Source organism: Candidatus Binataceae bacterium, assembly GCA_035308025.1.
Lineage (GTDB): Bacteria > Desulfobacterota > Binatia > Binatales > Binataceae > JAJPHI01.
This window is the reverse complement of record DATGHL010000033.1, coordinates 48,084-74,018: the sequence shown is the minus strand read 5'-3', so window position 1 is coordinate 74,018 and position 25,935 is coordinate 48,084. Positions and strand designations below refer to the sequence as shown.

Below are 25,935 nucleotides of genomic sequence, written 5' to 3'. Positions count from 1 at the left end.
ATCGGTGTTAGGCGGGCCTGCGCGCGTCGCCTTGATCGAGCCGCGTTTGAATCGCGCCCGCGATCGCGCGGAAGGTCGCGGTTACCGGATGTTCCGGATGGGCGGCGACAATCGGCGCCGCGGTATCGCCGCCCTCTCTGAGTTCGCGCAGCAACGGCAGCTCACCGAGAAAAGGCACGCCGAGGGATTCGGCCAAGCGCGCGCCGCCGCCATGCGCGAAGATTTCATGGCGGCTGCCGCACTTGCGGCAGAGGTGATAGCTCATGTTTTCGACGACGCCGAGAACCGGCACATCTACCTCCTGAAACATCGCGACGCCGCGTTTCACGTCGAGCAGCGCGATCGCCTGCGGCGTCGTGACGATCACGCCGCCCGCGAGCGTCACCCGCTGGGTAATAGTCAATTGCGCGTCGCCGGTGCCCGGCGGTAAATCCAAAACGAGACAATCCAGCTCACCCCATTCGACATTAAACAGAAACTCGCTTTCGAGCTTGGTGACCATCGGGCCGCGCCAGATAACCGGCGTCTGGTCATTGATGAACAGCGCCATCGAGACATAACGGATACCGAAGCGTTCGAGTGGCACGATCCGCCGATCGCCGCTGACCCGCACCTGCTCACCCGCCCCGACCATCATCGCGACACTCGGTCCGTACACGTCGGCGTCCATCAGGCCGATGCGCCAACCGAGTGACGCCATCGCCAGCGCGAGATTGACCGCGACCGTCGATTTGCCGACGCCGCCCTTGCCGCTGGCCACCGCGACGACGTGGCGGACGCCGCCGATCGGACGGCGCTGAGCGGCGCCCGCGACCATGCGCGGCGGTGGCGCCTGCTCGACCTCGATCTTGATTTTGCCTACGCCAGGCATCGCGGCGACCGTCTGTTCGACCGCGCTCGAGATCTCGGCGATTACCTCCGGCTTCGCGGACGCCGCAGTCAGAATCACCGTCACGCCACCATCCGCGACCTCGATGTCCTTGACCATCCCGAACGAGACGATGTCGCGGCTGAAACCCGGGTAGCGGATTTTCCTGAGTTCGTTCTGAATTTCCTGCGGGCTCGGCATTCATCTCTCCGCGCCGCGCGGCGAGCGGTGAAAGTTCAAGACGCCAGCGCGGCAAGCGACCGCGCAATCTTATCAGGCACCGGACTTTTTATCAGGTGCTAACTTTGGTGCGCATCGTCACGAACTCTTCGGCTGCGGTTGGATGAATTCCAATGGTGGCGTCGAATTGCGCCTTGGTCGCGCCGCACTTGAGCGCGATCGCGAGGCCCTGGATGATCTCACCCGCATCGGAGCCCATCATATGCGCACCGAGCACTCGCCCGCCTGCCCGCTCGACCACCAGCTTCATCAGCGTGCGTTCGTCGCGCCCGCTGAGCGTATGCTTGAGCGGCTTGAACGAAGATTTGTAAATATCGACCGCGCCGAAGCGCGCCCGCGCCTCGGTTTCGGTCAGCCCCACAGTCGCAATCGGCGGCTGGCTGAAGACTGCGGAGGGCACATTATCGAAATCGATCGCGCGGCGCCGCCCGCCAAACAACGAATCCGCCAATGCGTGACCCTCGGCGATCGCCACCGGCGTCAGATTCTTTCGATTCGTCAGGTCGCCGATCGCATAGATGCTAGGGACCGAGCTGCGCGAGTATTCATCGACTATCACTGCGCCGCCAACGTCCAGCTCGACGCCGGCCTCTTCGAGACCGAGGCCGCGCGAATTCGGATGCCGCCCGGTGGCGAACATCATCAGGTCGGCTTCGATCACGGTACCGTTGCTGAGCCGCGCCCGCAGCCCCTTGCCGCGCCGTTCGAGCACCCCGACGAGCACGCCGAGATGCAAATCAAATTTGCGCTTACGCAATTCTTCAGCCAAAGCTACGCGCAGGTCGTCGTCGAAACCGCGCAGTAACTGGCTGCCGCGATGAATCAAGCTGACCGCAGCGCCGAGGCCGTGAAAAATGCCGGCGAACTCGACCGCGATATAGCCGCCGCCGACGATCGCGACCCGGCGCGGCATTCGCTCAAGAAAAAAAGCTTCGTTTGAGGTGATCGCCAACTCGGCGCCCGGAAGTCCGGGCTTAGTCGGCCAACTGCCGGTCGCCGCCAGAATGTATTCGGCGGTGATGCGCCGGTCGCCGATCGCCACCGTATGCGGATCAACGATCTCTGCGCGATCGCGAATGATTTCGACGCCCGCGCCGGTCAGGAGTTTTTCGTAAACGCCGTTGAGCCTGGAAATCTCTGAGTTTTTGTTAGCGATCAGCTTCTGCCAGTCGAACGCCGGCCGCGACGCTTCCCAGCCGAAACCGACTGCATCCTCGAAGACCTCGCCAAACTCTGAGGCATAGACCAGCAGCTTTTTCGGGATACAGCCGACGTTTACACAGGTGCCGCCCAGATAACGCTCTTCGGCGACTGCAACCTTGGCCCCATGCCCGGCTGCGATCCGGCTCGCGCGAACGCCGCCGGAGCCCGCGCCGATGACGAAAAGATCGAGCTCGTACCGGCGCGTCATCGCGGCGCTTAATCCACCCTCGCCTGCTGCGCTACCGGCGCTTTCGCCGCGGCCAACTCCTCATCGATGATCGCGCTGAATTTGTCGAGCGGTTGTGCGCCGGTTATCTCGCGACCGTTGATAAAGAACGTCGGCGTGCCGGTTACCCCCAGCGACTGCCCTTGCGCCTGAGTGCTGCGGATCGCGGCGTCGGGCGTCCCTTTGTCGTAGCAGGCAGCGAACTGCGTGCTGTTAAGTCCGATTTTTGCCGCGGTCGCCTTCAAATCAACCGGCGCCAGTTTCGACTGATCGGCGAACAGTGCGTCGTGATACTGCCAAAATTTACCCTGCGCCGCGGCGCATTGCCCGGCACGCGCCGCATCCATCGCATGTTCGTGAAAGCCTAGCGGAAAATCGAGATAGACCAGCTTGATCTTGTCGCCGTATTTGGCCTGCAACTGTTTAATCGGAGTTTCCGCCGCACGGCAATATGGACATTGGAAATCCGAGAATTCGACCACGGTTACCGGGGCATCCTTACCTCCTGCCCACGGATGGCCGGCGCTGGCGATGTTCACGTGCGGCGCCTGCAACGCGATCTTGACCCCACTCTTGGCGCGCAGCTTGGCGATCAAAGCCTCACTGCTTTCCCGCGCGTTCTGATGCTCGAGCGCTAGAATGATCCGGCCTTTGATCTGATCGAACGATTGCCCTTTTACCTGCTGGTCAATCGCCGCGCGATGGTCGTCATAGAACTTGCGTGCATCGCTATCGCTCACCGGCGCCTTATTAGTTTCCTTCGCGAGATATTGATCCGGCGTGACACCGGCCTTTTTCGCCGCCTGTTCGAGTAGATAGTCGTCGATCAACTTGTCCATCGCCTGCTTGCGCAGATCATAAAGTTGCGACGGACTTACGCCCCGCAGTACCTGATCATCCACCTGCCGGCGAGTAATTCGATGATTCCCGACGGTCGCCAACACCGCGCCGTCGTCACTCTGTAAGACCGCGCCGCGGTCACTCTGATCGGCCGCGAAACCGGCGCGGACACCGCCGAGCAGCAGAATCGCGACAAGCGCCAAGCCCATCGCTCCCTTCGGCGAAATCCGCGCGCGGCCCGGCCAAGCCTCATAACACCCGGCGAAACGTGGGCCTCGGCGCCGAGTCGCGCGGGTGAGTATGCGAACTGCGTTCACAGTAAAAGGCATCATAACCTCTCAATAGCCCCCGCAAAGGGCGACGCCAGAATATCACCTATCTCGGACTTGTGGCGATGGCGGTCTATTCAGCCTGACCCGGCTCGGCGCCGTCGGCCGCGACGATTACGCGCCGAATCTTAGCATCGAGGCTTTTGACCTGGCTTGGGTAGCAGCAACTGTTCGAGCATCGCGGAATTTCGTAGAGCGCGCGATTCTCCATCGCAGCGATCTTTCGGCGAAAGGCGTCGATTTGCAGGGTATCGAGCATCATCGCCACTGCGCTATCTATCTCGCTGAACGATTTGATCACCACGCCCATGCGGTTTTGCAAAATCGAATCCGTGTTATAGCGGCCTTACCCGGTGGAGGTTACCCAGAGATGAGCTAGTGTTTGCCGGAAAAGGAAGGCAGGCATGAAACGAGCGTCAATTCGGCGACATCCTCTGCTTCCTAGGCCGAGCCGTCTTGGCCGGCTTCTTAGGGGGCAGGATCCCCACCTTCACCAGCGGTCTAAATTTCGGGATCCACTAAGTACAAACCTTGCTTTCGCCGGACGAGATGAAACGGACGCTCTCGATTTCATGACCGAGCGCGCCGCGCACTTCGATTTGCAGTTCTCGCGCTGTTCATTCGCATAATGCTCGAGACGCGGCGGTCATTCCATGTGGATTTCGAGACATTGCCGAACCCGCCGCCAGACTTGCGCTTCTTGTAGAATGTCGCGATGGCATCCAGGAACTTCGTGCATCTCGACTCCCATGACTGCGATATCCCGCCATCCCAGCGAGTCATCATAACGCTCGTCGTCCGCCGCTATTCCTTCGGCGGCACGAAACACCGTAATACGCCCTGGATAAAGCCGAGCGACGTACCGCCGTGCTACGAACCGATTGATACGGCGCGGTTGACGCAAGAACTGCGGAAGCAGCTTGCCGGGGCGGGTATACCATTGCAGAGGGGCGTGCCAGATTAATGCGCCCAGCGCTTCGCGGAACCTCCCAAACAAATGATTCTCAAAATACTTGAGGCGATTGGGTCCGGCCCACAGCATTCGTGCGTGCATCAGCGCCTTATGTGCGCGGCGCGCAAGCTTCTGACGGCGAGAATGCACCGCATCGAGTTGACGAATGCGCTCGGTTTGCCAGGTGTCAAGCATGCCCAGCATCCCGACGGTTTCGCCGGCTTCTACCAATTGTTGGGCTGCCTCAAACGCCACCAGACCGCCGAACGAGTAGCCGAGCAGATAAAACGGGCCATGTGGCTGGATCGAACGGATGTCTTCGACGTGCCGCGCTGCTATCTCTTCGAGACGCAGCGGCGGCGCAGCCTCGGAATGCAGCCATGTGGACTCAACCCCATAGACTGGCAATTCCTCCGGCAGGCTCCGAACCAGCATATCAAAGCCGATAACGCTGCCGTTGATGTCCGGAAAAAGATAAAGCGGCGGTTTCGAACCGGCGGGACGAATCGAAATCAGTGACGATTTTGTGGCAGCGGCAGCGCCATTGCGGATCCGTTGCGCCAATTTTTCAATGGTCGGGGCCTCGAAGATCGTCGCCGCACTTAGTTGCACCCGGTAAGTCTGGTTGATTCGCGCGAAAAGCCGCACCAGACTAAGCGACTGCCCGCCCATCTGAAAGAAGTCAGTTTGCGAATCGAGCGGCTCATCGCCGGGCATTTCCTCCCGACACCATCGCTCGAGCGTGCTCTCAATTTCGTCGGGCGTCGCCCCGATCCCCTCGACCGCCTCCGAGCGCTGGAGCTCCTCCGGTGGTGGCAACGCATTCCGATCAATCTTACCGTTGGGCGTGGTGGGCAGACTGGGGATAAAAACAAAGGCGGCAGGAACCATGTACTCGGGCAATTTACGACTGGCGGCGACGCGCAATTCTTCCGGTGTGATTCCGCAGCCCGCTTTCGCCACCACATAGGCCGCGAGTCGCGCGACGCTGCCCTGCGCGTACGCAACTACAGCTGATTGCAGGACCGCCGGATGCTCCCGCACGACGGCTTCAACCTCGCCTGGCTCGACCCGATAGCCACGAATTTTGATCTGATCGTCAGCGCGTCCCCGAAACTCCAGCGCTCCATCTGCGCGCCAGCATCCGCGATCGCCGGTCTTGTACAGCCGTACCGGCGCGTCCGCGCCGAACGTGGACGTGACAAAGCGCTGCGCAGTGAGTTCGGGCCGCCGCCAATAGCCTCGCGCGACTCCAGCGCCGCTAATATAAATCTCGCCAACTTCGTCACCGGAACATTCGCGACCGTCCTCGGCGATAACACGGACCTGCGTGTTCACGATTGGCCATCCGATCGTAATCGCCTCGCCCGGCCGGATCCGAGCGCTGGTTGACCAGATCGTGGTTTCAGTGGGCCCGTACATGTTGTGAAGATCGCCCGCGATGTTACGTGAGAGGTAATCCGCCAATGCGGGCGGCAGCACTTCACCACCCAGCAGTAGTTTGCGCAGCCCTTTCAGCCCCTCCATCACCAGTGGCCGCTGCACTAACAATTCGGCCATCGTCGGTGTGCATTGAAAATGTGTTACGCCATAACGCTTCAGCTGCGCGCCGATTCCGTATTCGCCGGTCGCGGAGAATTTTTCCTCGTCGCTCTGGATCACCACGGTGTAGCCGCGCGCCAGTGTCCAGAGCAGCTCTAAAACCGAAATGTCGAACGAGATGCTGGTGACGGCGAGCCAGACGCCCGGCTCGGTGCCTAGGAGTTCATCCATACCGGCGAAGAAATTGACGACATTGCGATGCTCGATCATTACGCCCTTGGGCGTTCCGGTCGACCCGGAGGTGTACATCAGATATGCCAGATTGGCCGGTCCCGGCTGGGCGGTTTTCACAGAGCCATCTTCGTCACGTACGTCTCCCGGCTGGTCGATCACCAACGTCCGGACTGGGCTCTCCGAAAGCCGTGACGGCGAAAACCGCGACGCCATGGCGGATCGCGTAATAACCAGCCCAGTGGAGCTGTCGGTGATCATGAAGGCCAGCCGCTCGGCCGGAAATCCGGGATCCAAGGGCAGATAGGCGCCACCCGCCTGCAACACCGCGAGCATCGCGATCAGCATCTCAGAAGACCGCTCCAGACAAATAGCCACGACGCTCTCCGCACCCACCCCTTGTCGGAGCAGTCGCGCTGATAGCTGTTTGACCTCTTCGATTAACTGCCGGTAAGTCAACTCGCGACCGCGGAAAATCGCCGCCGTCCGCTCCGGTGTGCGACGAGCCTGACGCTCGATAACTTCGTAAATCAGGCCGCTCGGCCGGATTTCCATGGACCTACCGGTCGTGGTCGAGATGAACGAGGTGCCGCAAGCCGAGGGCGTGTACGGCCAGTTTGAGCTTTCTTAACATGGAACAAGCGTTTCTTGGTAAAGATGACAACTTACTACCAATGTTAACGCGATTTCAATGTTCTCTCCAGAAACAGGCTCATCAACGCTCAGGCGGTGGCCGGCTCGTGAAGTATGCGCTGGACTTGCAATCGAGCAATCTTGGAGATGGACGTAGCAGAAACGCGCGGATAGATTTTGCTGGATTCCTCATAGTGACGCCGCCGGAGACGCTCTCTGGGTGCATGCGTAATCGCAAATCGCGCCCACACGCGCGGATTTCGAGCGATTCTCCTAAATGCGCGAAGGCTGACGGACTAAATGGTGGATGAGCCAGTCCGCGGCTCGACCCAAACGCGGTTCAATCACGCTGATGCGGTTTCGGGCCGATTGAAGATGCCTCTGAGGGTAAACCTCGGCAGACTCAGAAGGTAGACCTCCGTCGCGCGCGCACCGCGTCGTAGATTGCACGTTCGTCGAAAGCGCCAAGAGAATGCGCACTCCGACGGAAACGCCTGAAAAGAAAGCGCGCGAGTGCACGCTGCGGGTGTTCGCGTGCGTCGTTGATTCCGCGCCAATCATCGAGGCGGAGCGTAAGCGCGCTGGCGCGGTTCGGCCGGCGCAGAACCGCGGCCGGCGCCCGCTCGAACTGATGACCATGGGTCCACGAGCATGATGCGCCCTTCCCCGGTGCGGTGGACCAGCTCCGAGGCTCGCACCCGTAGGCCGAGCAAGCGCGCGGCGAGAGTCGGGTCGCGATCGTGATCACCCGGCAGCAGCTCAACGCGTGAACCCCGCCGCGACCAGGCGCGCAACTCCTCAATCACCGCCTGCTGATTGGCGCTCCAGCACCATTGCGCGCCAGCGTTTCCGTCCTCGATGACGTCGCCGACCAAAAACAGATTCTCCGCCTCGTGACTACGGAGAAAATCGAGCAGCGCCGCGGCTCGCGATTGACGCGCGCCCAGATGCAGGTCTGAGATCCAGATTGAGCGGTAAGACTTGATGCCACCAAGGCGGGGTTTCTCCGAGCTGTCGCCGGCGCCGATCACGCGTTCGCGCTTCGAGCCGGGCAAGTCATCACCTGCACATCCGCCGCACCGCAAAATCTGCTGCCACCATCTGCAGAGGATTTTCCGCTTTCATGCGCACGAACGTAAGGCGCTACTTTTAATTTCTGACTATCGGCGGGTTAACTTCTGACTATTAGCTACCATAGGCGCAGATCACACACATAGGCGCAGATCACACACATAGGCGCAGATCACAAAAGTAAATTTCGTACTGGTCAGAGTTGAGTCGCCTGCGAAAGGTTTGAATACGTCACATGCTCTTCATATTTCCTTAACAGCAATTGGTTGGTTCGTGCATTAAATCGGCGGATTCTAAGCAGCGTCATGCTACATCAAGCAAAACTTTCAGGTGAGGTCTATGCGATTCGAGAAGAAGATAGTAACGAAGTTAATCCGGCTGGTGCTCAGCGGTTTTTTTCTCGCGATCGTGGGTGCTCATCTCATGGACGGCGTAGCCTACAGCGACGACGCCGTCACTCTGCAGGGCACCGGGGCGACTTTTCCCGCTCCCCTCTACGAGCGCTGGTTTGCCGAATACAACAAGCTGCATCCGAACGTGCAGATCAATTACCAGGCGCTGGGCAGCGGCGCCGGAATCAAGCAATTTCAACAGAACCTCGTCGATTTCGGCGCGAGCGATGCCGCTATGACCGATGCGCAGATGGCTGCGGTCAAGAACGGCGCCGTGCTGCTGCCCATGACGGCAGGCAGCATCGTGCTGGCCTACAACCTCCCCGAGGCGCCATCGGAAGTGAGACTAACGCGCGAAGCCTACGCCGAGATTTTTCTCGGTAAGATTACTCAGTGGAACGATCCGGCGATCGCCCAGGCCAATCCCGGGGCAAAGCTGCCTGACACAAAAATTACCGTAGTGAGCCGTTCGGACGGCAGTGGCACAACCTTCGCCTTCACCACCCATCTGAGCGCTATCAGCGAGGCGTGGAAAAGCGGGCCCGGCGTCGGCACGTCTGTAAACTTTCCGGTAGGTGTCGCAGGTAAGGGCAACACCGGTGTGGCCGCCTTGATCAAGCAGACTCCCGGTGCAATCGGCTACGTCGAATATGGTTATGCGAAGCAAACGTCCATGCCGATGGCGCTGCTCGAAAACAAGGCCGGTAAGTTCATTAAACCCGATTTACAGGCCGGCCAGCGTGCGCTTGCGAGTATGACGCTGCCGGGCAACCGGCGCGCGTGGATTCCCGATCCGGCGGGCGAGAGCTCGTACCCGATCGTCACTTACACCTGGATGCTTTGCTACAAAAAGTACGGCGACCCGAAAACTGCGGCGGTCGTGAAATCGCTGGTCGAATTCGGCCTCGGCCAAGGCCAGAGTTTCAGTGAGGAATTAGGCTACATTCCCCTGCCGGCAACCGTGATCGAGGCCGACAAAAAAGCGCTCCCAGAGATTTCATGAGCGATGGCTCCTCCGCGCTGAGCACCGCGGCCACCCCGCCGGAACGCGAGGTTTCGCGGCCCCCGTCCCGAGGCGAGGTGGCGTGGGACCGAGCCTTCCGGCAATTCACCTTCGCTATCGCCGCGTTTACGGTGCTCCTGACTGTGTATGTGGTCATCAGTATCGCGCGCGTCGCGATGCCGGCGATCCACGATTATGGCTGGAGCTTTCTGACGGGCACGACCTGGGACTCGAATCGCGGGACGTTTGGCGTGCTGCCGGCCATCGCCGGGACGCTTTACAGCTCGATTCTGGGAGTGGCGGGCGGAACAGTTTTTGGCCTGGCGATAGCGATTTTTCTCAGCGAGCGTTTTCTTTCTGTCGCGCTCGAACAGGTCCTCAAGTTTATGGGTCTTGAGGAAGTACGTTTCTTGGCCACCCTGCCGGATCGGGTTGAAAATTTTCTCCGCATCACGATCGAATTGCTGGCGGCAATTCCGAGCGTCGTTTATGGCTTATGGGGCATCTTCGTAGTTATCCCGATGATCCGCCCGATGGCGAATTGGCTGAACGGCCATCTGGGTTGGATTCCTTTTTTCAGTACTAATCTGAGCGGTCCGGGGCTGTTTCCGGCGGCGATCGTGCTGGCGATCATGGTGCTGCCGACGATTTCCGCAATCTCGCGCGACGCGCTGGTGGCCGTGCCGCCGAAGATTCGCGAGGCCGCCTTCGGGATCGGCGCGACGCGCTGGGAAGCGATCCTCGCGATCTTTCTGCCGACTGCCGCCACCGGCATCTTCGGCGGGATCATCCTCGGCTTCGGACGCGCGCTCGGCGAGACCATGGCGCTGGCGATGCTCGCGGGCAACGCGAACGTCCTTAGCTGGTCGATGTTTTCGCCGGCCAATACGCTGGCGGCGCTGCTGGCGAATCATTTTCCCGAAGCCGGCACGGCCGAAGTCGGCGCCTTGATGTATGCGGCGCTGGTCCTGCTTGGCATCACACTGATCGTGAATATTATCGGCACGCTGATCCTGCAGCGCGCCAACGCTGCATTGATGGGGCTGCGCTGATGACGCCGGCGGCAGGTAAACCCCCGGAAGTCGATCTGAATGCCCTTGAACGCTCGTTGCGCCAACCGCGACAGTTGTTCAGCGTCGTGATGAGCTTCCTGACCGGCGCAGCGACAATCGCCGCATTGTTCCCACTGTTTTCGGTTTTGTATCTGTTGATCATTCGCGGTAGCGCCAGCCTGGGTTGGGCCGCAATAACCGAATTACCTCCGGCCGCGATGACCGTCGGTGGCGGTTTCGGCAACGCGATCGTCGGCACGGTCGTGATTGTGCTGATCGCAACTATGATCAGTGTTCCGATCGGTATTCTCGCAGCGATCTACACGTCGGAATTCGGACCCGAGACAAGGACCACTCAGGCGGTACGTTTCGCCGCCAAGGTTCTGACCGGGCTACCTTCGATCCTGGCCGGAGTATTCGCTTTCGCCACGGTGGTGCTCGTGACGGGTGGTTTCTCGGCGCCGGCCGGCGGCGTCGCCCTGGCGTTGCTGATGATCCCGACGGTATTGCTCACGGCCGAGGATGCGATCCAGCGGGTTCCCCGTCGGATGCGCGAAGCCGCGATCGGGATGGGCGCGACGCAAACCCAAACCGTCACGCGCGTGGTATTACCGACCGCAGTGCCGGGAATATTAACGGGCGTGATGCTTGCAATCGCGCGCGCGGCAGGCGAGACCGCGCCGTTGCTCTTCACCGCGCTTTTTAGTGAGTTTTGGATTAGCCGAACGACTCCCCATATGTGGCCGAAGGGCGTGAGCGATTTAATGAAACCCATCGCATCATTGGCGGTACTCATCTACAACTTCTCCGGTTCACCCTTTGACAACCAGATCGCGCTAGCGTGGTCGGCGGCGTTAGTGCTAGTAATGATGGTCCTCGCGGTCAACTTGGCCGGACAAAGTCTGGCCAAGCGCTACAACAAATAACCGACAGCAAGTACGGTGACTCGATGGCTGCCTTACCGGCAATGGCGAATGGTGCGGACACTAGCACCTTGATCGATTGCAATATCTCGGAGCTGCATTACGGCAAGTTCAAAGCGCTGCGCGACGTCGCGCTGCAAATCAGACGTGGAACGATAACGGCTTTTATCGGGCCCTCGGGATGCGGCAAAAGCACTGCTCTGCGCTGCCTCAATCGGATGAATGATCTGGTGCGCGGCTTCCGCTTCAAGGGACATATCTTTTTTCGCGGGCAGGATATTTATGGAGGCCGGATCGACCCGGTCGCCGTGCGGCGGCATATCGGGATGGTCTTCCAGCAGCCGAATCCGTTTGCGATGACGATCTATCGCAACGTCGCATTCGGACTGCGGCTCAACCGCTACCGCGGCAGCTTTGATGATCGGGTCGAGCGCGCGCTGCGCGGCGCGGCGTTGTGGGAAGAGGTCAAGGACAAGCTGCATACTAGTGCGCTCGCGCTCTCGGGCGGGCAACAGCAGCGGCTCTGCATCGCACGCGCGATCGCAACCGAACCTGCGGTGCTGCTGATGGACGAGCCGTGCTCGGCGCTGGATCCGATCGCGACCCATCGGATCGAGGAGCTGATGCAGGAACTCAAGCAAAAGTACACGATCGCGATCGTCACGCATAATTTGCAGCAGGCCAAACGCGTCGCCGATAGGACCGCGTTTCTCTACGTCGATACGTCAGGCGGCGGGCGCACCGGCTATATGGTCGAATACGGCGAGACCGCGCAGATTTTCGAGAGCCCGGCGGCGCCCGAAACTCAGGCCTACATTCGCGGTGAATTCAGCTGAGCCTTCGATTCAACGCGCTTTCATTGAGGAGCCAGAGATGTCACAACTCGATGAGTTCAACCAGGGCGTCATCAAGGAATTCCGCGCCAATCAAGGCAAGGTCGGCGGTCAGATGGCCGGGATGCCGGTGCTGCTCCTCACGACCATTGGCGCCAAGAGCGGCCGCTCGCTGACGCGGCCCCTGTGCTACACGCGCGATGGCGATCGCATCGTGGTGATCGCCTCTTTTGCGGGCGCGCCGCATAGTCCGCCGTGGTATCACAATCTGGTCGCGAATCCGGTTGCAACGGTCGAACTCGGCGCTGACAGCTACAAGGTCCGCGCGACGGTCGCGCCTGCAAGCGAGCGCCAGCGGCTCTATGATCAGCAGGCGCAGCAGATGCCGATTTTCGCCGACTATCAGAAAAAGACCGCGCGCCAGATTCCGGTAGTGCTCCTCACCCGCGTCGACTGAGGCTTGCTCGCGCCGTGGGTGACGCTGCCGGCTTCCTCGCGCTCTTGCCGATTATGACCCCGTCGCCTGCGGCATCGTACAATCGGCACAGTCCGGCTGAATCGGTGCGAGAGTGGCGGAATGGCAGACGCGCTGGACTTAGGATCCAGTGCCGCAAGGCGTAGGGGTTCAAGTCCCCTCTCTCGCATTCCAATAAAATCAGGGACTTACGAGGCTCAGTGAGGCGATTCGTTGAAGCCGTATGTCGAAATTGTGGCTGAAGTGTGGCTGTTCTCATATTCTCAGGCATAGGAGTTCCCTCAAGAACCATTGGTTCGATCTGGCCTTTAATTCCTCAGCCGCTACTTTGCCCCTATCGAGCGCTTTCTTTAGCACTTCGCGGGCAGACCTTACCCGAAGCTCCAACTCTCCTGGTTTCATAGCGACGTTCCCGATCTGGCCTTTCTCCGAGAAGTCCGCGAGGGTTCGCATGTCCTCTAAAAAGGCATTTGCGAAAGCATATGACTCGACGACAGGTGCAGCAGCCGCACCTAAAAGCCCGATTTTGGATCTCGACGCTTCGAAAATTCCGAAGTAGGAACGCTCGACGCGCAAGTACGGTACGTCGGGGTGCGCACCAGCCTCTAGCAACGTAGTAAGCCCTTCCAAAGAGGTTAGATAACCCCGCATCTCAACAAGGATAACCAAGGACTCGATTTCGGCTTTGAGCGCATCGGCGAGGCCCGACCCTTCTCGAAAAGACGTATAGATCTGTCCGACACCGCCAAGTATCGCTCCGACAATCAACGCGAAGAGCGCTATGATTCCGTGTCCCATCGGGACCTCCCCACAACTATCGGCATTGACCTTTTGCCGGTATCAACTCGATTTAGCGCTGAGAGCTTCTCGGCCGCTTCGCGCATCATGCCCTCGTCCACGATCGCATAGCGGCGATAGACCGTCTCGGTCTTGTGGCCGGTGATCTTCATCGCGGCTGAGCGCGACACGCCGGCGCGTTCTAGGTGGCGAACCGCTGTTCGGCGGAAGTCATGCACAAGCCGCCCAGGAACTCCGGCATCCTTGCAAGCCTTCGTCCACGCATAGCGGAAGTTCTTGATGGGCGTGCCGTCAGGGTGAACGAATATCCACGGTATGATTTGCCCGGTTGCTCGTTCGAGGTCGCGAACGCGCTCGCGCTGCCCTTCCAACAAAGCGCTTAGCTCGGGCGTGAGCGGGAACATCCGTCCTTCGGCGGTCTTGCCTTCGCCTGGATCGAGCCGGAGCCAGCCGGCGTCGAGATCGACGTGGCGCCATTGCCGGCTGAGCAGCTCGCTCTTCGTCCGCCAGCCGGTGATGTATGCGGCCATCGCGACCGGCTTGAGATACTCCGGGAGCTGTTCGATAATCGCGCGATACTGATCGGCTTCGAAAAACCCCTTCCGGGCATTCTCGACGTGTAGCATCTCCAATTCGGGCCGAACGCCACCTTGCCGGCGCGTGTGGCGAGCTGAAACGCGCGACGCGGCATGGCCAGCTCATAATTGATCGTCGCGTTCGCAGTGCTCCGGCCATGGCGCTTCTGCCCTTGGCGATAAGCCTGAAACGCGGCCATCCGATCGGAGGTAAGCTCCGTGGCGCGGCACTCGGCCCCGAAAAATTCCTTGAGGTGAGGGATCGCGAATTCAATCCGGTCGATACTGTGTCGGTCATTGGCGCGGTAATTGTTCAGTAGCATTTCGGTGAGGTCGGCGAGCGTAGTCTTTTCGACTTGATTACCGATTGGCCGGCCGGACTGTTGCCCCTCGGCGATACGCTTCTTGAGAAGTTTGATCGCATCAGCCCGATTGGTTGCTTCGGTCGATTCCCGATAGCGCTTGCCGCGGAGATAGAATTGGATCCACCACACGTCGCCGCGCTGATAGGTTCCGCCTAAGCCTCGCGTCCGTTTCATCGCTTTCCCTATCCGCTTGCCGGGCTTTTCAGGTAGGCTTCGAGCGCGTCACTCACAAGGTCCTGCAACGTGCGTCGGTCTTTGACTGCCCGAATTTTGGCCTTTTCGATCAGGCTATTAGGCAAGCGTACCGTCAATTTGAACATCGGCTGTCCCCCCCGCGGTTTGGTTCTCATGCGATTCGAGAATAGCCGTAATGCTGGCTTGCCGTCAAGCTGTATCTTATACCTTCTGCCGTTCCAACCATCGGCGGAGGCCTTTTTCCGAGCACAGCAGTCGCGTCCCGATAGTCCGGCGTGAGCCAATTTTGGAAATGTTACGGCTCTTGACTAACATCACCGTGGTGAGCTATCTTTTTATGCATGATGACCTTCCAAGAATTTATGGCGACCTTCCTCGATGAAGCGGCTTGCCGGACATATTTGACGATGCGTCGCTGGCCGGACGGCCCGCGCTGCCCGCGCTGCGACAATACCAAAGTTTACGAATGCGGACCGACACGGCCCTTCCATTGGCAGTGTATGAAGTGCGGACCGGCCAAGCGAACGCCCTATCGGTTCTCGGTTACGGTCGGAACTGTTTTCGAGAACACTAACGTCCCGCTCGTAACCTGGTTCAAGGTTCTCTACACCATATTGCAGAGCAAAAAGGGCGTTTCGTCCCGTCAGCTTCGCCGGACGTTTTTCGGTGAGCGTTCCTCTCTGTATACCGCTTGGTATGTCGGCCACCGGCTCCGCGCTGGCATGAAGGACGAAGATTTCAAAAAGCTTATGGGTATCGTCGAGGTCGATGAGACTTTCATCGGCGGCAAGGATAAGAACCGCCATTGGGACAAGAAATCGCACGTCACTGGCGGGATCGGCTCCGGCAAGGTGGGCGTCATCGGAGCCATCAGCCGGAAGGGTAACGTGGTTTGCCAGATCATCGAGAACACAGACGCCAAAACCCTCAACCGTTTCGTCCACAAGACCGTCAGCGACCGCGTAAGCCTCGTAGCGACCGAAGACATCGCGGCTATGACTATCTGCAAGCGGCGGGTGGATTGCCGCACGAAAGCCGTCAAGCATTCCGAGAATGAGTACGTTCGCGGCGAAGTCCATACCAACAACATCGAAAGCTTCTGGGCGTTGTTCAAGCGCGGCGTCATCGGCACTTACCACAACGTCAGCAAGAAGTATCTGCCGCTGTACCTGAATGAGTTTCAGTTCCGGCACAACAACCGGAAGAATCCCGACATTTTCGGCGAAGCTATAGCAGGATGCTGAAGCGTCCGAACTGGCGGATGCTTCTGCATCACGCGGCCAGAAAGCAGGTTCAACTGAACCTAAAATTTCCGAGGGCAAGACGCCATGTCTAAGACGAAGCATGCGCAGAAAATCATTTTCTTCTATTGCTACACCTGTAAGGACTACGAATTGAAAACAAGTCCGCACTACCGGAGCCAGAAAGCGCGCTTCGCGCGACGGCGTAAGGCCGAAAAGGCCAAAGCAGAAGCGGCGAAGTGAAATCGCAATATCTGCCGATCCTGATCACAACAGCCCTGCTCCTAAGCGCTGCAAGCAGAAGCAACAAAGAACCTCAGAACCAAACCAGCGCCCATCACTACAGCGCTAGCCGCAAGCCCGAACCAGGCCCATCTCCGCTTACGGTCATCATTCCAACCAGCCCCAGTACAGATAATTCAGCCCAGCACCCCCGTAGAAAAGCCCCAAACCAAACAGAAATGGTATCAACGGCCCACGGTCACTGACTGGGGTATACTGGGAATTACCTTTCTCTACACGGCCATTGCTCTTGGCTTGCTCAATGCGACTCGAAACAGCCTCGCGGAAACTCGTAAAACGGCGGACGCTGCGGCCAGAAGCGCCAAGGCCGCAGAAAGCAGCGCCGAAGCGGCACGATTGGCGCTTCACAGCGACCGGCCCTATTTGCTGGTCCCGGAATAACCGAGCTCCGGTTCAAACATCCGCTCTATGACATTGAGGAACCTACTTCGAGCGTCAGATTTAGCTTCAGCAACGTGGGCCGGAGTCCAGCCAATTTGATCGCTCTTTATGCCACTTCGTGGAAATACGATTGCTTGCTGTCGGGCGAGGAACCTCGATGGGCGAATCTCAACAGTGGCGGACCGAGAGAAATTAAGGTTCCTATCGTCGCTATAGGTGAGACCACCGAACCAATCCCGATCACGATCAATTGGACCGAAAACGATATGAATCTTGTGTACGGCGGAGCAAAACGGGTCGCCATCTATGGCGCAGTTTTCTATCGCGGATATAGTCCAATGAACCTTACTATGCTCGATTTTTCTGGTAGTTTTCTCCGCTCACACTGGGACTCCCCTTTCAACCCGTGAATCATTGTCATCGGGAACGAATCCCGTTGGCGGGGAATGACGATGGCGAGAACCCACCAAGCGGCATCCGCGGCCTTATTACCCTTGCGTCCCGATGACCCAACCTCTTCAATCCACCCATTGCCTTGCCGCGACGGCGACCGTCAGGGTCGCTGAAGCGCAACATCCATCATCCATGGTTTGCCCGAAGGCGGTTCATCAACCCGATCCAATGCATCGGCGACATCGCGAGTGTGCAATTTCAGCTCAACGCGTAGGAGCTCGCTCGGAACGCCGGAGTAGTAAAGCATCCCGTACTGGTCAGCGCAGAGATCGATCCGTTCAGCCTTTGCTTCGGCGACGATTTTGGAGTCCCAATCAATCGCCGAAAGCTGATCGGCCGCCGACCGCACGTCAGCACCTGGCTTAATCGGTGGCGGGCTAGCTTCGAAGAGGTCGTCCAAGGTCTCGCCGCCGGCCTTTTGCATCTTCGCGATTCGTGATGTGACTTGCTCGAAGTTCGCAGGCTCGACCTTCGGTGCGGTGAAGCGCTTGCGCAACATGTCGCAAGCCTGGATCTCCACTCCACCGGCGGTCGCGAGACGTTTCGCGATCACGTCTTCCTTGAGTAGCGCGCTACTCAGTCCACCGACAGGTGCTCGCGGCCGACCTAAGCTTTTCGACAAGAGCTCCGCCAGTTCGGTGAAACTCAAGAATCCTTCGCTCTTCTTCGGTGTACAATCTACAATCCGACGATTGACTATTACTTTCGATTAGCTAATCGAGTAGTCGCCATTGATTTGCGACACGTAAATAATCAACTACCCGCTCCCGTGGGCGCGTAATTGACAGACTATTTCTATCGAGGGCGTTCCACCGCCGGCGAAACTCCAGGCATCACCATCGTTCAAGCGTATTCGAGAAATCCTTCGCTGGCCATCCATTGCTCAATTTCGCGCGCGGACATCGGGTGCAATTGAGAAGCCTCTTCGGCCACCTCGCGTCGGCGACGCTGCTCGTCGTCTACTTTCGCTGTAGCCATCCGTCCTGTGCCGTCGAATTTCGTCCTTGACGGCCGGGGCCTGAGCCTCAGCTTCGCTCAAGGCATCGTTCGCTCGCCTGAAAGCGGCGCGCACAGTTTCGATTGTGCCGCTCCGAAGTTTCTCGATTGTAAAGAATCGGCCGAATTTGCGCAGCGAGCCCACTCGCTTCGCGTGCTAGTGCATGAACCCGCATGTCGAATTCTTGCGTCAGTTGATCAACTTCTTGAAAGTGTCGCCGTCTGAGATTGTCAGATTCCCACATAGAATCGTTGAGTAGTAACATAGTCCCTCCTACCTAATTATTGTGTTGTTATCCGATCCGGCCGCTTTACGTTGCCCACGTCGCGTCATCTGATCGTGAACTGCGCTCGCCAGCGTGCTGAACCCGCTCTGCAGCTCGCCTATCTCAGCCCCAAAGGTTACGTCCAGATCAGCCACTTTGCGTTAAACCTCGCACGGGTAAAATTTTCATCGGAATGTCCCAGTTTACGGTAGTTGACACGATAGGTTGATTCCTGTGAGCGGATTGAGCCAACGGCGCGCCTGCAGGCTGGTGGGCATCGGCCATTCGACGCTGCGCTATCTGCGGCGCCTCGGCGAGCAGCTGCTTGAGCCGGCGGGGCTCATCCTCCAGCGCCTTCAGCCGCCGCGCCTCTGAGACCTCGAGGCCACCGTCCTTGGCCTTCCATTTGTAGAAGGTCGCGTCCGAGAGCCCGTGCCCGCCGACATACTCTGGCGTCTTCGCGCCCGCTGCCTGTTCCCGCAGTATTCCGATGATTTGTTCTTCGTTGAACCGACTCGTCCGCATCCGTCCGGCTCCTCTCGGTGACGGACTCTAACTCATTTTCGTGCCGCTTTTCGCGGGACAGGCCACGCCATCGACCCCAGGCAGATCCGCGAACTCGCTTCCGGCCGTTACATCCAGAGCGGCGACAACTTATTGTTGCGCGGACCGCCGGGGGGCGGGAAGCGTCATCTAGCGGTCGCGCTTGGTCAAGGCCTGCGAGCAGGGCGTGCGCACGTTGTTCGTCACCGCCACCGCGCTGATTACCACGCTCGGCAAGGCGTTGGCCGAAGGCAACTCGACGAGCGGCTGAACTCCTGACCCACCCGCAGCTGCTGATCTGCGACGAGATCGGCTTATCTGCCGATTGATCGCCAAGACGCTAATCTCTTCTTCCAGTTGGTCTCGCGCCGCTAGGAGCGCGGTTCGCTCATCATCACCAGCAATCAGAGTCTCGGTGCCTGGGGCGAGGTCTTCGGCGACACCGTGATCGCCAGCGCCATTCTCGACCGGCTGCGGCGCCATTCGATGGCGATCAACCTCAAAGGCCAGAGCTTCAGACTCAAGGAGAAGCTCAAGGCCGCTCTGCTCAAGTTCAAACTCGAGCCGCCGCAGGCCTCATGAAACCATGACGGCTTATCACACGGAGTGGCGAGGGGCATGCTCCCCTTCGCGCACCCCCAACCGGACACCGCTAACCGAGAGGGGGAGTTTCAAACGATCCAAAGGGAGGAATTTCGGACGATCGTTGACACGCGCATATCAACTCTCGAGGATTGTCGCGAGATTCCTCAGATTTGCGCGCGCCCCGATCGCGATGAGCAGGTCGCCCGAGGCTAGAATAGTCTGCGGAGTCGGGATCAGGGTTATAGGTTCGCTGTCGCGTTTCAGTGCCACCACGCGGACGCGGTCGTTTTCACGCTCAACTTCCGCGATGCTTTTGCCGCTCAGATGGCTCCCCGCCGGAACCGTTACCTCTTCGATACTGATCTCTTCGTCGCCGCGGCCGGGGAGAATAAGCCCAAGGAAATCCACGACCGACGGGCGCGCGATCGCATTGGCGATGCGCAAGGCGCTCCATTGATAAGACGAAATTGCGCGATCGACGCCGGCGAGATTAAGATGCTTCAGGCCGATTTCAGATTCAGCCCGAGCGTGGATCCGAATCCGCGGTTTTCTGCTACGCGCGGACAGACTGATGTAGACGTTGTCAGGATCGGAAGCGGTCGCGACGACAATATCTGCGGCGCTCTCGATCCCAGCCTGGCCGAGGATCTTTTCATCGAGAGCCGAGCCGATGATATACAGCTCGTTCGCGCGGACAAGGTCAGCCTCTTTAGTCGGGTCGCATTCGATAACGACCGGAATCATACCATTGCGGTGGAGTTCTTCTGCGACGATGCGTCCGAACCGCCCGTATCCGCAAAGGATGACATGATTCTCGAGCTTATGAATCTTATGGTTCATCGCGCTCCTGCCGAGTAACTCACGGAGCTGACCGCCGACGACCGTCTCTGTAATGGCGCTGAGAAGATAGAAGGCGGTACCTACCCCCGTCATTATCAATCCCATCGTAAAAAAGCGTCCCGCGTTATCGAGCGGCTTTACCTCGTTGTAGCCCACGGTAGTGATGGTGATGACCGTCATATAGAGCGCGTCGAGGGGGGACATCTTCTCGATCACGATGTAGCCGACAGTGCCAGCGATGATGAGAACGGTCACCAGCGCGACGGCGAAATAAATTCTACGCGTGGCTGGGTTCACCACAATGACGCAGAGTTGCGCTCCGGCACCAGCTGACAATAGCGCTGCCGCGGTTGCGATGGCGCTTCAAGTTCGACTCGAACGAGTAAGCTCAATCGTTATCGTGTGCGCGCCAGCGAATAATCACCTGGAAATAGTGGCAAAGCGCAAGACTAAATCGCTAGACGCAGGTGTGGCGCTGTTTCTCACCTTTTCGCTCGGTCAGGGGCGCTCTTATATCCCGCGTGAAGCTGGAACCTCAGCTGCCTTATCACTAAGCTCCCCACCCCATGCCGGCATATCTCTGCTCAGCGCGACCGCTGCCCCGCCCTTTTTTGATCGCTTTGACGATAGTGGCGTCGGGTATCTTGCTCATGATGGCGCAGTCGGTGAAATCCCGCGGTTTCGGCGACAAGGTTGCGCCGTCGGCGCCGTCGCCTTGTCCGGAGTCCCCGTGACGCCTCGGCCGTGTACTCGGCCGAAACGACCGCCGCTTGCCCCTGCCGCCTTTTTCCATGAGCCACTCCTAGCGCACTTTCATGCTTCTCGGGGTGTTCACGCAACCGGGGCAAGTCCAAATACCCAGTACAGGCCTTTAGAGTGACGACGACGCGTTCTCGATGGTGGGTCGGTTTTAGAGGCGGTCCAGCAAAAATTGTCGCCGACCTCTGCACTGAGCAAGCGCCACTGCGGAGATCCAGAGACGCCGCGAATGCGGAGGGAGGAAACAAAACCCGCACTATCGTCAAAACGACTCATGGGTTTTCCCGTTCTAGCGGACTAACGATTTGCCCGCGTCTTTGCCGAGTTGAGAACCACCCGCATTCGAAGCTGTCGGGGAGCAATAAGCGTGCTGGCACAAACGACGTCCCTTGGATGGGGGCATTAATCGGCGGAAGGGCCGACGTTTCATTGTCGCCGACTGCCTGGTCACGATCGGCACTAAATTTCGCCGACCTATAGTGCTGGCGCCGTTGGATACAATTCGCTGTATCCATTTGCGTCAGCCAAATACTAATCGAGTTCGATGCGCGGAGTGCGTAACGTAAAAGACTGGATTGGAGACTGGCACGCCCGATGCTGTCCAATTATCGCCAGGGAAACTCTCACCACGCTGAGTGGACCCCAGATCTGACGCGGCTCGCGAGAGCCAAGGAGGTAAAGAAGATGGATTTCGGGGTACTGCATTTCTTCGAACATCCCGCCGGCGGCAAAACCGAGCATCGCATCTTTAAAGAACAGCTCGAGACGTTGCGCGCAGCCGAAGAGATGGGTTTCGATTACATCTGGGCGCCAGAGCACCACTTCACCGAATACGGCTTTTGCGCCTCACCCATGCTGACGCTTGCCGCGATGGCTTCGGTGACCAAGCGCGTCCGTCTCGGCAGCGGAGTGGTTGTGCTACCATTCAACAATCCTGTCCGGATCGCCGAGGAAGGCGCGATGGTCGATCTGATGAGTAATGGGCGGCTTGATCTCGGCGTTGGCCGCGGGTTTCAGCCGGTCGAATTTCGCGGTTTTGGCATCGATCAGGGCCGATCACACGAAATGTTCGGGGAGGCGCTGGAGATCATCGAACGCGCTTGGACTGGCGAAACGGTAAGCTTCACGGGCAAACACTTTAACGTTGACGAGCATGCGGTACGGCCCCGGCCACTTCAGCAACCTCATCCGCCGATCTGGCTGGCCGCGGTGAACGCGCCGAGCTTCGAGATGGCCGGGATGCGCGGATACAATCTGCTTTGCACGCTGGTTCCCGGATTCCATAACCCGCTCACTGCGGAATATCTGCAAACTTATCGCCGGGCCTTACGCGCTGGCGGACACGATGTAGCGAAAAAGCAGATTGGCGCCCTGTGCATGGTCTATTGCGGTAATACCACCGAACAGGCGCGGCAGGATTTTGGCGGCCCAGTACTATGGTATTTTCGGATGATGGAGCAGTACGTGGCTTCGCAGGCTAAAAAGCCGATCGAGGGCTATGAAGAATACCAGAAGGTGCGCCGTTACGCTCACACCGTGCACTGGGATGAATTACTTCAGGCTCGAGCTCTTGTTTGTGGAAATCCCGCTCACTGTGTCAAGCAGATCGAGGAGATACGTAACCAATATGGCTTCACCCAGCTCATCTGCTGGACGCGACTGGCCGGTTTGGATCATCGCAAGGTCCTTCAAAGCATGGAGTTGTTCAGCAAGCACGTCCTGCCGCACTTTCGGCGCGAACAGGCTGTCGAGCAACGGAGCTAGTCGGCCGGGGTGAATCATGAGTTTCCCTTATAAATGCATACTGTGCCCAGTAGATTTTGATGACAATTCGATCTGGGCAGTGAATGAGGCCGGCGCGCTGGCGCGATCGGGCGAAGGAGAGGTCTGTCTTCTCCACGTTGTTCAGATCAACCCGTTGGCCACGGAAGGATTCGTGCTAGGTGAGCTTCAGGGGTCGCAGATCGAACTAGCGCGCGGCAAGCTTGAGGACATCGGGAAACAAGCGGTTGTTGACTTCCGCCGTACTGCCGTATTCGCGGCAAGCGATTGCAGCCCGAGCCTGACTAGCGGGTCACGAGGCTTTGCGCCGTCTTCAACATTGCTGAATTCTCATTCGGCTCTTTGAATATCAGCGGTTCTGGGACTGCGATTCCGCGTTGGCAGGCCGGACGTGCTTCCAGGCGCGCGATCCACGATTGCAGGTTGGTCAATCCGTCAATCCTGACGCCGCTCCACTCGTAGATTCGCACCCAGCACCAGTTAGCGATATCAGCGATACTATATTCATCGCACAGATATTCGCGGCCCTTGAGCTGCCCTTCCAGTACCTCGAACAGTCGCCGGCATTCGTTGTGATAGCGCTGTATAGCCGACGGCAGTTTCTCCGGGAAATAACGATAGAATACGTTGGCCTGACCCATCATCGGCCCGATGCCGGTCCATTTGAAACATTAGCCACTGCGTTACACGCGACTCGCCTTTTTCGTCCCTGGGCATTAGTTTGCCGGTCTTGCGCGCCAGGTACAGAAGGATTGCGCCGGTTTCGAAAATCCCGAAATCACCGTTGCCGCGGTCCACGATCGCAGGAATGCGGCCGTTGGGACAAAGGCGCAGGAACTCGGGCTTCTTCTGATCCCCCGCGCCCAGGTCGATTCGGTGAACGTTGTATGGCAGACCCGCCTCTTCCAAAAAAACGGATACTTTCCAACCATTAGGCGTCGACGCGGTGTAGAGGTCTATCTGAGGTGAACCCATTGTTGATTTTCTCCTAGGTCATTGTTCGCCTGTATAGCTTTCATTTTTAGAACCAGCCTGCATGACTCTAGCGATTCTAGAACGATCAGTCAAGAATTGCCCCGACCACACGCTGCTTCAGTGCGGGCGACGATCGCTGATACTCGATTTCCATCGCGACCAGGCGGGCAATCAGGATCACTGGAAAGAGTTGACCGACCAGGGCTTCCAGGACAGTGAGCGAACGAGCGAGTGGACTTAGCGGGAGAATGTCCCCGAAACCCAGGGTCGTAAGGGTAGTGAGACTGAAGTAGCCCAGCTGTCGAATGTCAGCCACTCCGTTTCGCGCAACGATACTGAAAGACCCCGGTTGTAGGAGCTCTACGATTTCATACAAAACCGACCACAAAAACCCTAGCAGCAGGTAAACTGCAACTGACCCCTGTACTCTTCGGGGCGTAATCGGTCCGGCGCGAAACGTTTGCCGGGTGAGGAGGACGATCAAAAAGCTGATGAACAATACTGAATCCAGGTTATTAAGCAGATGAAGATAGAGATTTGGCCGCTCCAAGTCCTCCCATCCGATGCCGAAAGAAGCCAGGGCTAGAGCTGAGGCTATTAGGATGATGCGCCGATCACGCACGGTCGCCATCACCCCGGAGATGATGATTAGCGACATTAACGAGCGCGCGCCGAGTCGGCCCCAGGTGGCGAATTGGGCAAGTGGTAGGATGAATATATTGCCGACGAGCAGGATCAGCATCGCACTGAGGCTCCGATCGCTGGACCAAAACCCCGAGGCACGCAACCGTAGCATCGCGCTCCGCCGGTGTCTTCTCCTCTTACCCGCTGTCACCTTCATATTTATCGCCGACTATTCGGCCAGATTACAGTAATCTCGAAGGGGTCGCTTAGGAACCGTCCTAGGGTTAAAATTAGATCGAGCTCGTGATAGAGACTACATGACGGGTTAGTATCCGAAAAGTGAGACTAAGGCCAAACGAGGACAAACATGAGTATAATTTACAGCGAACAACACCGCGGCTTACAGGGGATGTTCGAGACCTCAAAGCTGGCTGATCGGATAGAGGAAATCGTCGTCCGGCCGGAGATCGCCGACGACACTAAAGCCTTTATCGAAAGCCGCGATATGTTTTTTCTCACCTCAGTCGATCACCGCGGTTATCCCACTTGCTCATACAAGGGTGGGGCTCCCGGCTTCGTCAGGGTAGCGGATCCGCAGACCATCGTTTTCCCCAGCTACAATGGCAACGGCATGTTCCTCTCCATTGGTAATATCGTCGCGCACAGCAAGGTCGGAATGTTATTCATCGATTTCGAGACGCCCCATCGGGTGCGGGTGCATGGCGTCGCGAGCGTCGACAAAGCCGATCCCCTGCTCAAGGAGTTCGTCGGCGCCGAGCTGCTGGTACGCGTTACGGTTACCGAGACTTTCATCAATTGTCCGCGCTACATTCACAAATACGAGCGCGTGCAAACTTCGAAATACGCCCCGCAAACAAATTGCGGAACGCCACCGCCGCCCCAATGGAAGCGGATCGACGCGCTCCAGGACGTCTTACCCGAACGCGAAAAGGACGTCGCGGAAAAACTCGGAGGAACCATCACCTTCGAAGAATACGGAGCGCTGGTGGCTAAACGCGACGGTTAGTGACGATAGATCTTGAGACAAGAGCATCTCACGAACCCGATTCTCGCCGCTCACATGGTGCCCCGATTCGCGGGCAGTTCGCGGGTAATTTCGCGTGAGAATTAGTGAAATTTTTTCACAATTCAATCACCCATTCGACCAAACTTACGAAAAATCACGGCCTTCGGGAGGCTACGCCCTGCAGAGTCTTCGACCAAGATGGTACAAACCTTGCGCGATCAGTTGGCGGCATGTGCTCCTTAGGCCATATCGAGCCGGCATTGCTTAACCACTGTTAGGAAAACGCGAAGGAGCTGACGCATGAACTATCGTAAGAACGCTCTAATGACCATATCGCTCGTGGCTGGCGCGATGTTGGCCGGTTGTATCTCCGCGACTAGAGAGGAAACGACGCCGGCTCCGGTCGTACAAGTG

Annotated in this window: 22 protein-coding genes, 1 tRNA gene and 2 pseudogenes; 11 read left to right on the top strand and 14 right to left on the bottom strand. The window is 58.4% G+C overall.

The annotated features are described in order from the left end of the window. Positions 1–7: 7 nt before the first annotated feature. The 6 genes from VKS22_10730 to VKS22_10705 all read right to left on the bottom strand — a co-directional run bounded on the left by VKS22_10730 (position 8) and on the right by VKS22_10705 (position 8,119). On the bottom strand, positions 8–1,069 hold the full coding sequence (locus VKS22_10730) for an Mrp/NBP35 family ATP-binding protein (GenBank protein HLW71082.1): 1,062 nt from the start codon (positions 1,067–1,069) through the stop codon (positions 8–10). A gap of 91 nt (positions 1,070–1,160) precedes the next feature. After that, on the bottom strand, positions 1,161–2,519 hold the full coding sequence (gene gor, locus VKS22_10725; protein HLW71081.1) for a glutathione-disulfide reductase: 1,359 nt from the start codon (positions 2,517–2,519) through the stop codon (positions 1,161–1,163). A gap of 8 nt (positions 2,520–2,527) precedes the next feature. Beyond that, on the bottom strand, positions 2,528–3,586 hold the full coding sequence (locus tag VKS22_10720) for a thioredoxin domain-containing protein (protein ID HLW71080.1): 1,059 nt from the start codon (positions 3,584–3,586) through the stop codon (positions 2,528–2,530). A 193-nt stretch (positions 3,587–3,779) separates the two neighbouring features. Further along, positions 3,780–4,028 (bottom strand): hypothetical protein, encoded by a 249-nt coding sequence (locus tag VKS22_10715; protein ID HLW71079.1) that lies wholly within the window; start codon positions 4,026–4,028, stop codon positions 3,780–3,782. Positions 4,029–4,352: 324 nt separating this feature from the next. After that, positions 4,353–6,986, bottom strand: a complete 2,634-nt coding sequence (locus tag VKS22_10710; protein ID HLW71078.1) for an amino acid adenylation domain-containing protein — start codon at positions 6,984–6,986, stop codon at positions 4,353–4,355. A gap of 635 nt (positions 6,987–7,621) precedes the next feature. After that, positions 7,622–8,119: a metallophosphoesterase gene (locus VKS22_10705; protein HLW71077.1), complete on the bottom strand. Its 498-nt coding sequence runs from the start codon at positions 8,117–8,119 to the stop codon at positions 7,622–7,624. 355 nt (positions 8,120–8,474) lie between these two features. On the opposite strand from VKS22_10705, the gene pstS reads away from it, so the two are divergent. The 6 genes from pstS to VKS22_10675 all read left to right on the top strand — a co-directional run bounded on the left by pstS (position 8,475) and on the right by VKS22_10675 (position 12,982). Continuing rightward, positions 8,475–9,530, top strand: coding sequence for a phosphate ABC transporter substrate-binding protein PstS (gene pstS / locus VKS22_10700; GenBank protein HLW71076.1), 1,056 nt, complete (start codon positions 8,475–8,477; stop codon positions 9,528–9,530). Then, positions 9,527–10,582, top strand: a complete 1,056-nt coding sequence (gene pstC, locus VKS22_10695) for a phosphate ABC transporter permease subunit PstC (GenBank protein ID HLW71075.1) — start codon at positions 9,527–9,529, stop codon at positions 10,580–10,582. Before pstS ends, pstC begins: the two co-directional genes overlap by 4 nt. Further along, positions 10,582–11,508 (top strand): phosphate ABC transporter permease PstA, encoded by a 927-nt coding sequence (gene pstA / locus VKS22_10690; GenBank protein HLW71074.1) that lies wholly within the window; start codon positions 10,582–10,584, stop codon positions 11,506–11,508. Before pstC ends, pstA begins: the two co-directional genes overlap by 1 nt. A gap of 23 nt (positions 11,509–11,531) precedes the next feature. Next, a complete protein-coding gene (pstB, locus tag VKS22_10685) occupies positions 11,532–12,341 on the top strand; it encodes a phosphate ABC transporter ATP-binding protein PstB (protein ID HLW71073.1) in 810 nt (269 codons plus the stop codon). Between the two features lie 37 nt (positions 12,342–12,378). Next, positions 12,379–12,795: a nitroreductase family deazaflavin-dependent oxidoreductase gene (locus VKS22_10680; GenBank protein ID HLW71072.1), complete on the top strand. Its 417-nt coding sequence runs from the start codon at positions 12,379–12,381 to the stop codon at positions 12,793–12,795. A 106-nt stretch (positions 12,796–12,901) separates the two neighbouring features. Continuing rightward, positions 12,902–12,982, top strand: a tRNA-Leu gene (locus VKS22_10675). A gap of 86 nt (positions 12,983–13,068) precedes the next feature. Here the strand turns inward: VKS22_10675 and VKS22_10670 are convergent. Both VKS22_10670 and VKS22_10665 read right to left on the bottom strand, forming a co-directional pair. Then, on the bottom strand, positions 13,069–13,611 hold the full coding sequence (locus VKS22_10670) for a hypothetical protein (GenBank protein HLW71071.1): 543 nt from the start codon (positions 13,609–13,611) through the stop codon (positions 13,069–13,071). Then, positions 13,593–14,237: a site-specific integrase gene (locus tag VKS22_10665; protein ID HLW71070.1), complete on the bottom strand. Its 645-nt coding sequence runs from the start codon at positions 14,235–14,237 to the stop codon at positions 13,593–13,595. Before VKS22_10665 ends, VKS22_10670 begins: the two co-directional genes overlap by 19 nt. A gap of 107 nt (positions 14,238–14,344) precedes the next feature. On the opposite strand from VKS22_10665, the gene VKS22_10660 reads away from it, so the two are divergent. Both VKS22_10660 and VKS22_10655 read left to right on the top strand, forming a co-directional pair. Then, the gene (locus VKS22_10660) at positions 14,345–14,506 is read left to right on the top strand and encodes a hypothetical protein (GenBank protein ID HLW71069.1); all 162 of its coding nucleotides are present in this window, start codon (positions 14,345–14,347) and stop codon (positions 14,504–14,506) included. A gap of 584 nt (positions 14,507–15,090) precedes the next feature. Then, positions 15,091–15,990 carry an IS1595 family transposase gene (locus VKS22_10655; protein HLW71068.1) on the top strand — a complete coding sequence of 300 codons (900 nt, stop codon included), beginning with the start codon at positions 15,091–15,093 and terminating at the stop codon, positions 15,988–15,990. A gap of 1,234 nt (positions 15,991–17,224) precedes the next feature. Here the strand turns inward: VKS22_10655 and VKS22_10650 are convergent. From VKS22_10650 to VKS22_10640, 3 genes and pseudogenes are all read right to left on the bottom strand, one after another. Then, positions 17,225–17,623, bottom strand: coding sequence for a hypothetical protein (locus tag VKS22_10650; protein ID HLW71067.1), 399 nt, complete (start codon positions 17,621–17,623; stop codon positions 17,225–17,227). A gap of 344 nt (positions 17,624–17,967) precedes the next feature. Next, positions 17,968–18,102: a hypothetical protein gene (locus VKS22_10645; GenBank protein HLW71066.1), complete on the bottom strand. Its 135-nt coding sequence runs from the start codon at positions 18,100–18,102 to the stop codon at positions 17,968–17,970. A gap of 590 nt (positions 18,103–18,692) precedes the next feature. Beyond that, positions 18,693–18,911, bottom strand: a pseudogene (locus VKS22_10640) (transposase). 405 nt (positions 18,912–19,316) lie between these two features. Here VKS22_10640 and VKS22_10635 point away from each other — a divergent pair. After that, positions 19,317–19,511: pseudogene (locus tag VKS22_10635) on the top strand (ATP-binding protein). Between the two features lie 138 nt (positions 19,512–19,649). On the opposite strand, the gene VKS22_10630 reads toward VKS22_10635, so the two are convergent. After that, positions 19,650–20,651: an NAD-binding protein gene (locus tag VKS22_10630; GenBank protein HLW71065.1), complete on the bottom strand. Its 1,002-nt coding sequence runs from the start codon at positions 20,649–20,651 to the stop codon at positions 19,650–19,652. A gap of 1,056 nt (positions 20,652–21,707) precedes the next feature. Between VKS22_10630 and VKS22_10625 the strand changes: the two genes are divergently transcribed. Next, positions 21,708–22,877 carry an LLM class flavin-dependent oxidoreductase gene (locus VKS22_10625; protein HLW71064.1) on the top strand — a complete coding sequence of 390 codons (1,170 nt, stop codon included), beginning with the start codon at positions 21,708–21,710 and terminating at the stop codon, positions 22,875–22,877. A 302-nt stretch (positions 22,878–23,179) separates the two neighbouring features. Here the strand turns inward: VKS22_10625 and VKS22_10620 are convergent, their stop codons facing one another. After that, a complete protein-coding gene (locus VKS22_10620) occupies positions 23,180–23,536 on the bottom strand; it encodes a glutathione binding-like protein (GenBank protein ID HLW71063.1) in 357 nt (118 codons plus the stop codon). Positions 23,537–23,955: 419 nt separating this feature from the next. Further along, positions 23,956–24,612, bottom strand: coding sequence for a potassium channel family protein (locus VKS22_10615; protein HLW71062.1), 657 nt, complete (start codon positions 24,610–24,612; stop codon positions 23,956–23,958). Between the two features lie 249 nt (positions 24,613–24,861). On the opposite strand from VKS22_10615, the gene VKS22_10610 reads away from it, so the two are divergent. Next, entirely contained in the window at positions 24,862–25,521 is a 660-nt protein-coding gene (locus VKS22_10610; GenBank protein HLW71061.1) for a pyridoxamine 5'-phosphate oxidase family protein, read from the top strand. Positions 25,522–25,935 lie beyond the last annotated feature (414 nt).

What these genes read in the sequence shown, in the direction of transcription:
- VKS22_10655 (HLW71068.1), top strand. Translation starts at nt 15,091, where the DNA reads ATGACCTTCCAAGAATTTATGGCGACCTTCCTCGATGAAGCGGCTTGC.
- gor (HLW71081.1), bottom strand. Translation starts at nt 2,519, where the DNA reads ATGACGCGCCGGTACGAGCTCGATCTTTTCGTCATCGGCGCGGGCTCC.
- VKS22_10660 (HLW71069.1), top strand. Translation starts at nt 14,345, where the DNA reads ATGGCGCTTCTGCCCTTGGCGATAAGCCTGAAACGCGGCCATCCGATC.
- VKS22_10730 (HLW71082.1), bottom strand. Translation starts at nt 1,069, where the DNA reads ATGCCGAGCCCGCAGGAAATTCAGAACGAACTCAGGAAAATCCGCTAC.
- pstS (HLW71076.1), top strand. Translation starts at nt 8,475, where the DNA reads ATGCGATTCGAGAAGAAGATAGTAACGAAGTTAATCCGGCTGGTGCTC.
- VKS22_10625 (HLW71064.1), top strand. Translation starts at nt 21,708, where the DNA reads ATGCTGTCCAATTATCGCCAGGGAAACTCTCACCACGCTGAGTGGACC.
- VKS22_10615 (HLW71062.1), bottom strand. Translation starts at nt 24,612, where the DNA reads ATGCTGATCCTGCTCGTCGGCAATATATTCATCCTACCACTTGCCCAA.
- VKS22_10670 (HLW71071.1), bottom strand. Translation starts at nt 13,611, where the DNA reads ATGGGACACGGAATCATAGCGCTCTTCGCGTTGATTGTCGGAGCGATA.
- pstA (HLW71074.1), top strand. Translation starts at nt 10,582, where the DNA reads ATGACGCCGGCGGCAGGTAAACCCCCGGAAGTCGATCTGAATGCCCTT.
- VKS22_10665 (HLW71070.1), bottom strand. Translation starts at nt 14,237, where the DNA reads ATGCTACACGTCGAGAATGCCCGGAAGGGGTTTTTCGAAGCCGATCAG.
- VKS22_10720 (HLW71080.1), bottom strand. Translation starts at nt 3,586, where the DNA reads ATGGGCTTGGCGCTTGTCGCGATTCTGCTGCTCGGCGGTGTCCGCGCC.
- VKS22_10610 (HLW71061.1), top strand. Translation starts at nt 24,862, where the DNA reads ATGAGTATAATTTACAGCGAACAACACCGCGGCTTACAGGGGATGTTC.
- VKS22_10680 (HLW71072.1), top strand. Translation starts at nt 12,379, where the DNA reads ATGTCACAACTCGATGAGTTCAACCAGGGCGTCATCAAGGAATTCCGC.
- VKS22_10645 (HLW71066.1), bottom strand. Translation starts at nt 18,102, where the DNA reads ATGGCTACAGCGAAAGTAGACGACGAGCAGCGTCGCCGACGCGAGGTG.
- VKS22_10620 (HLW71063.1), bottom strand. Translation starts at nt 23,536, where the DNA reads ATGGGTCAGGCCAACGTATTCTATCGTTATTTCCCGGAGAAACTGCCG.
- VKS22_10710 (HLW71078.1), bottom strand. Translation starts at nt 6,986, where the DNA reads ATGGAAATCCGGCCGAGCGGCCTGATTTACGAAGTTATCGAGCGTCAG.
- VKS22_10650 (HLW71067.1), bottom strand. Translation starts at nt 17,623, where the DNA reads ATGTTGCGCAAGCGCTTCACCGCACCGAAGGTCGAGCCTGCGAACTTC.
- pstB (HLW71073.1), top strand. Translation starts at nt 11,532, where the DNA reads ATGGCTGCCTTACCGGCAATGGCGAATGGTGCGGACACTAGCACCTTG.
- pstC (HLW71075.1), top strand. Translation starts at nt 9,527, where the DNA reads ATGAGCGATGGCTCCTCCGCGCTGAGCACCGCGGCCACCCCGCCGGAA.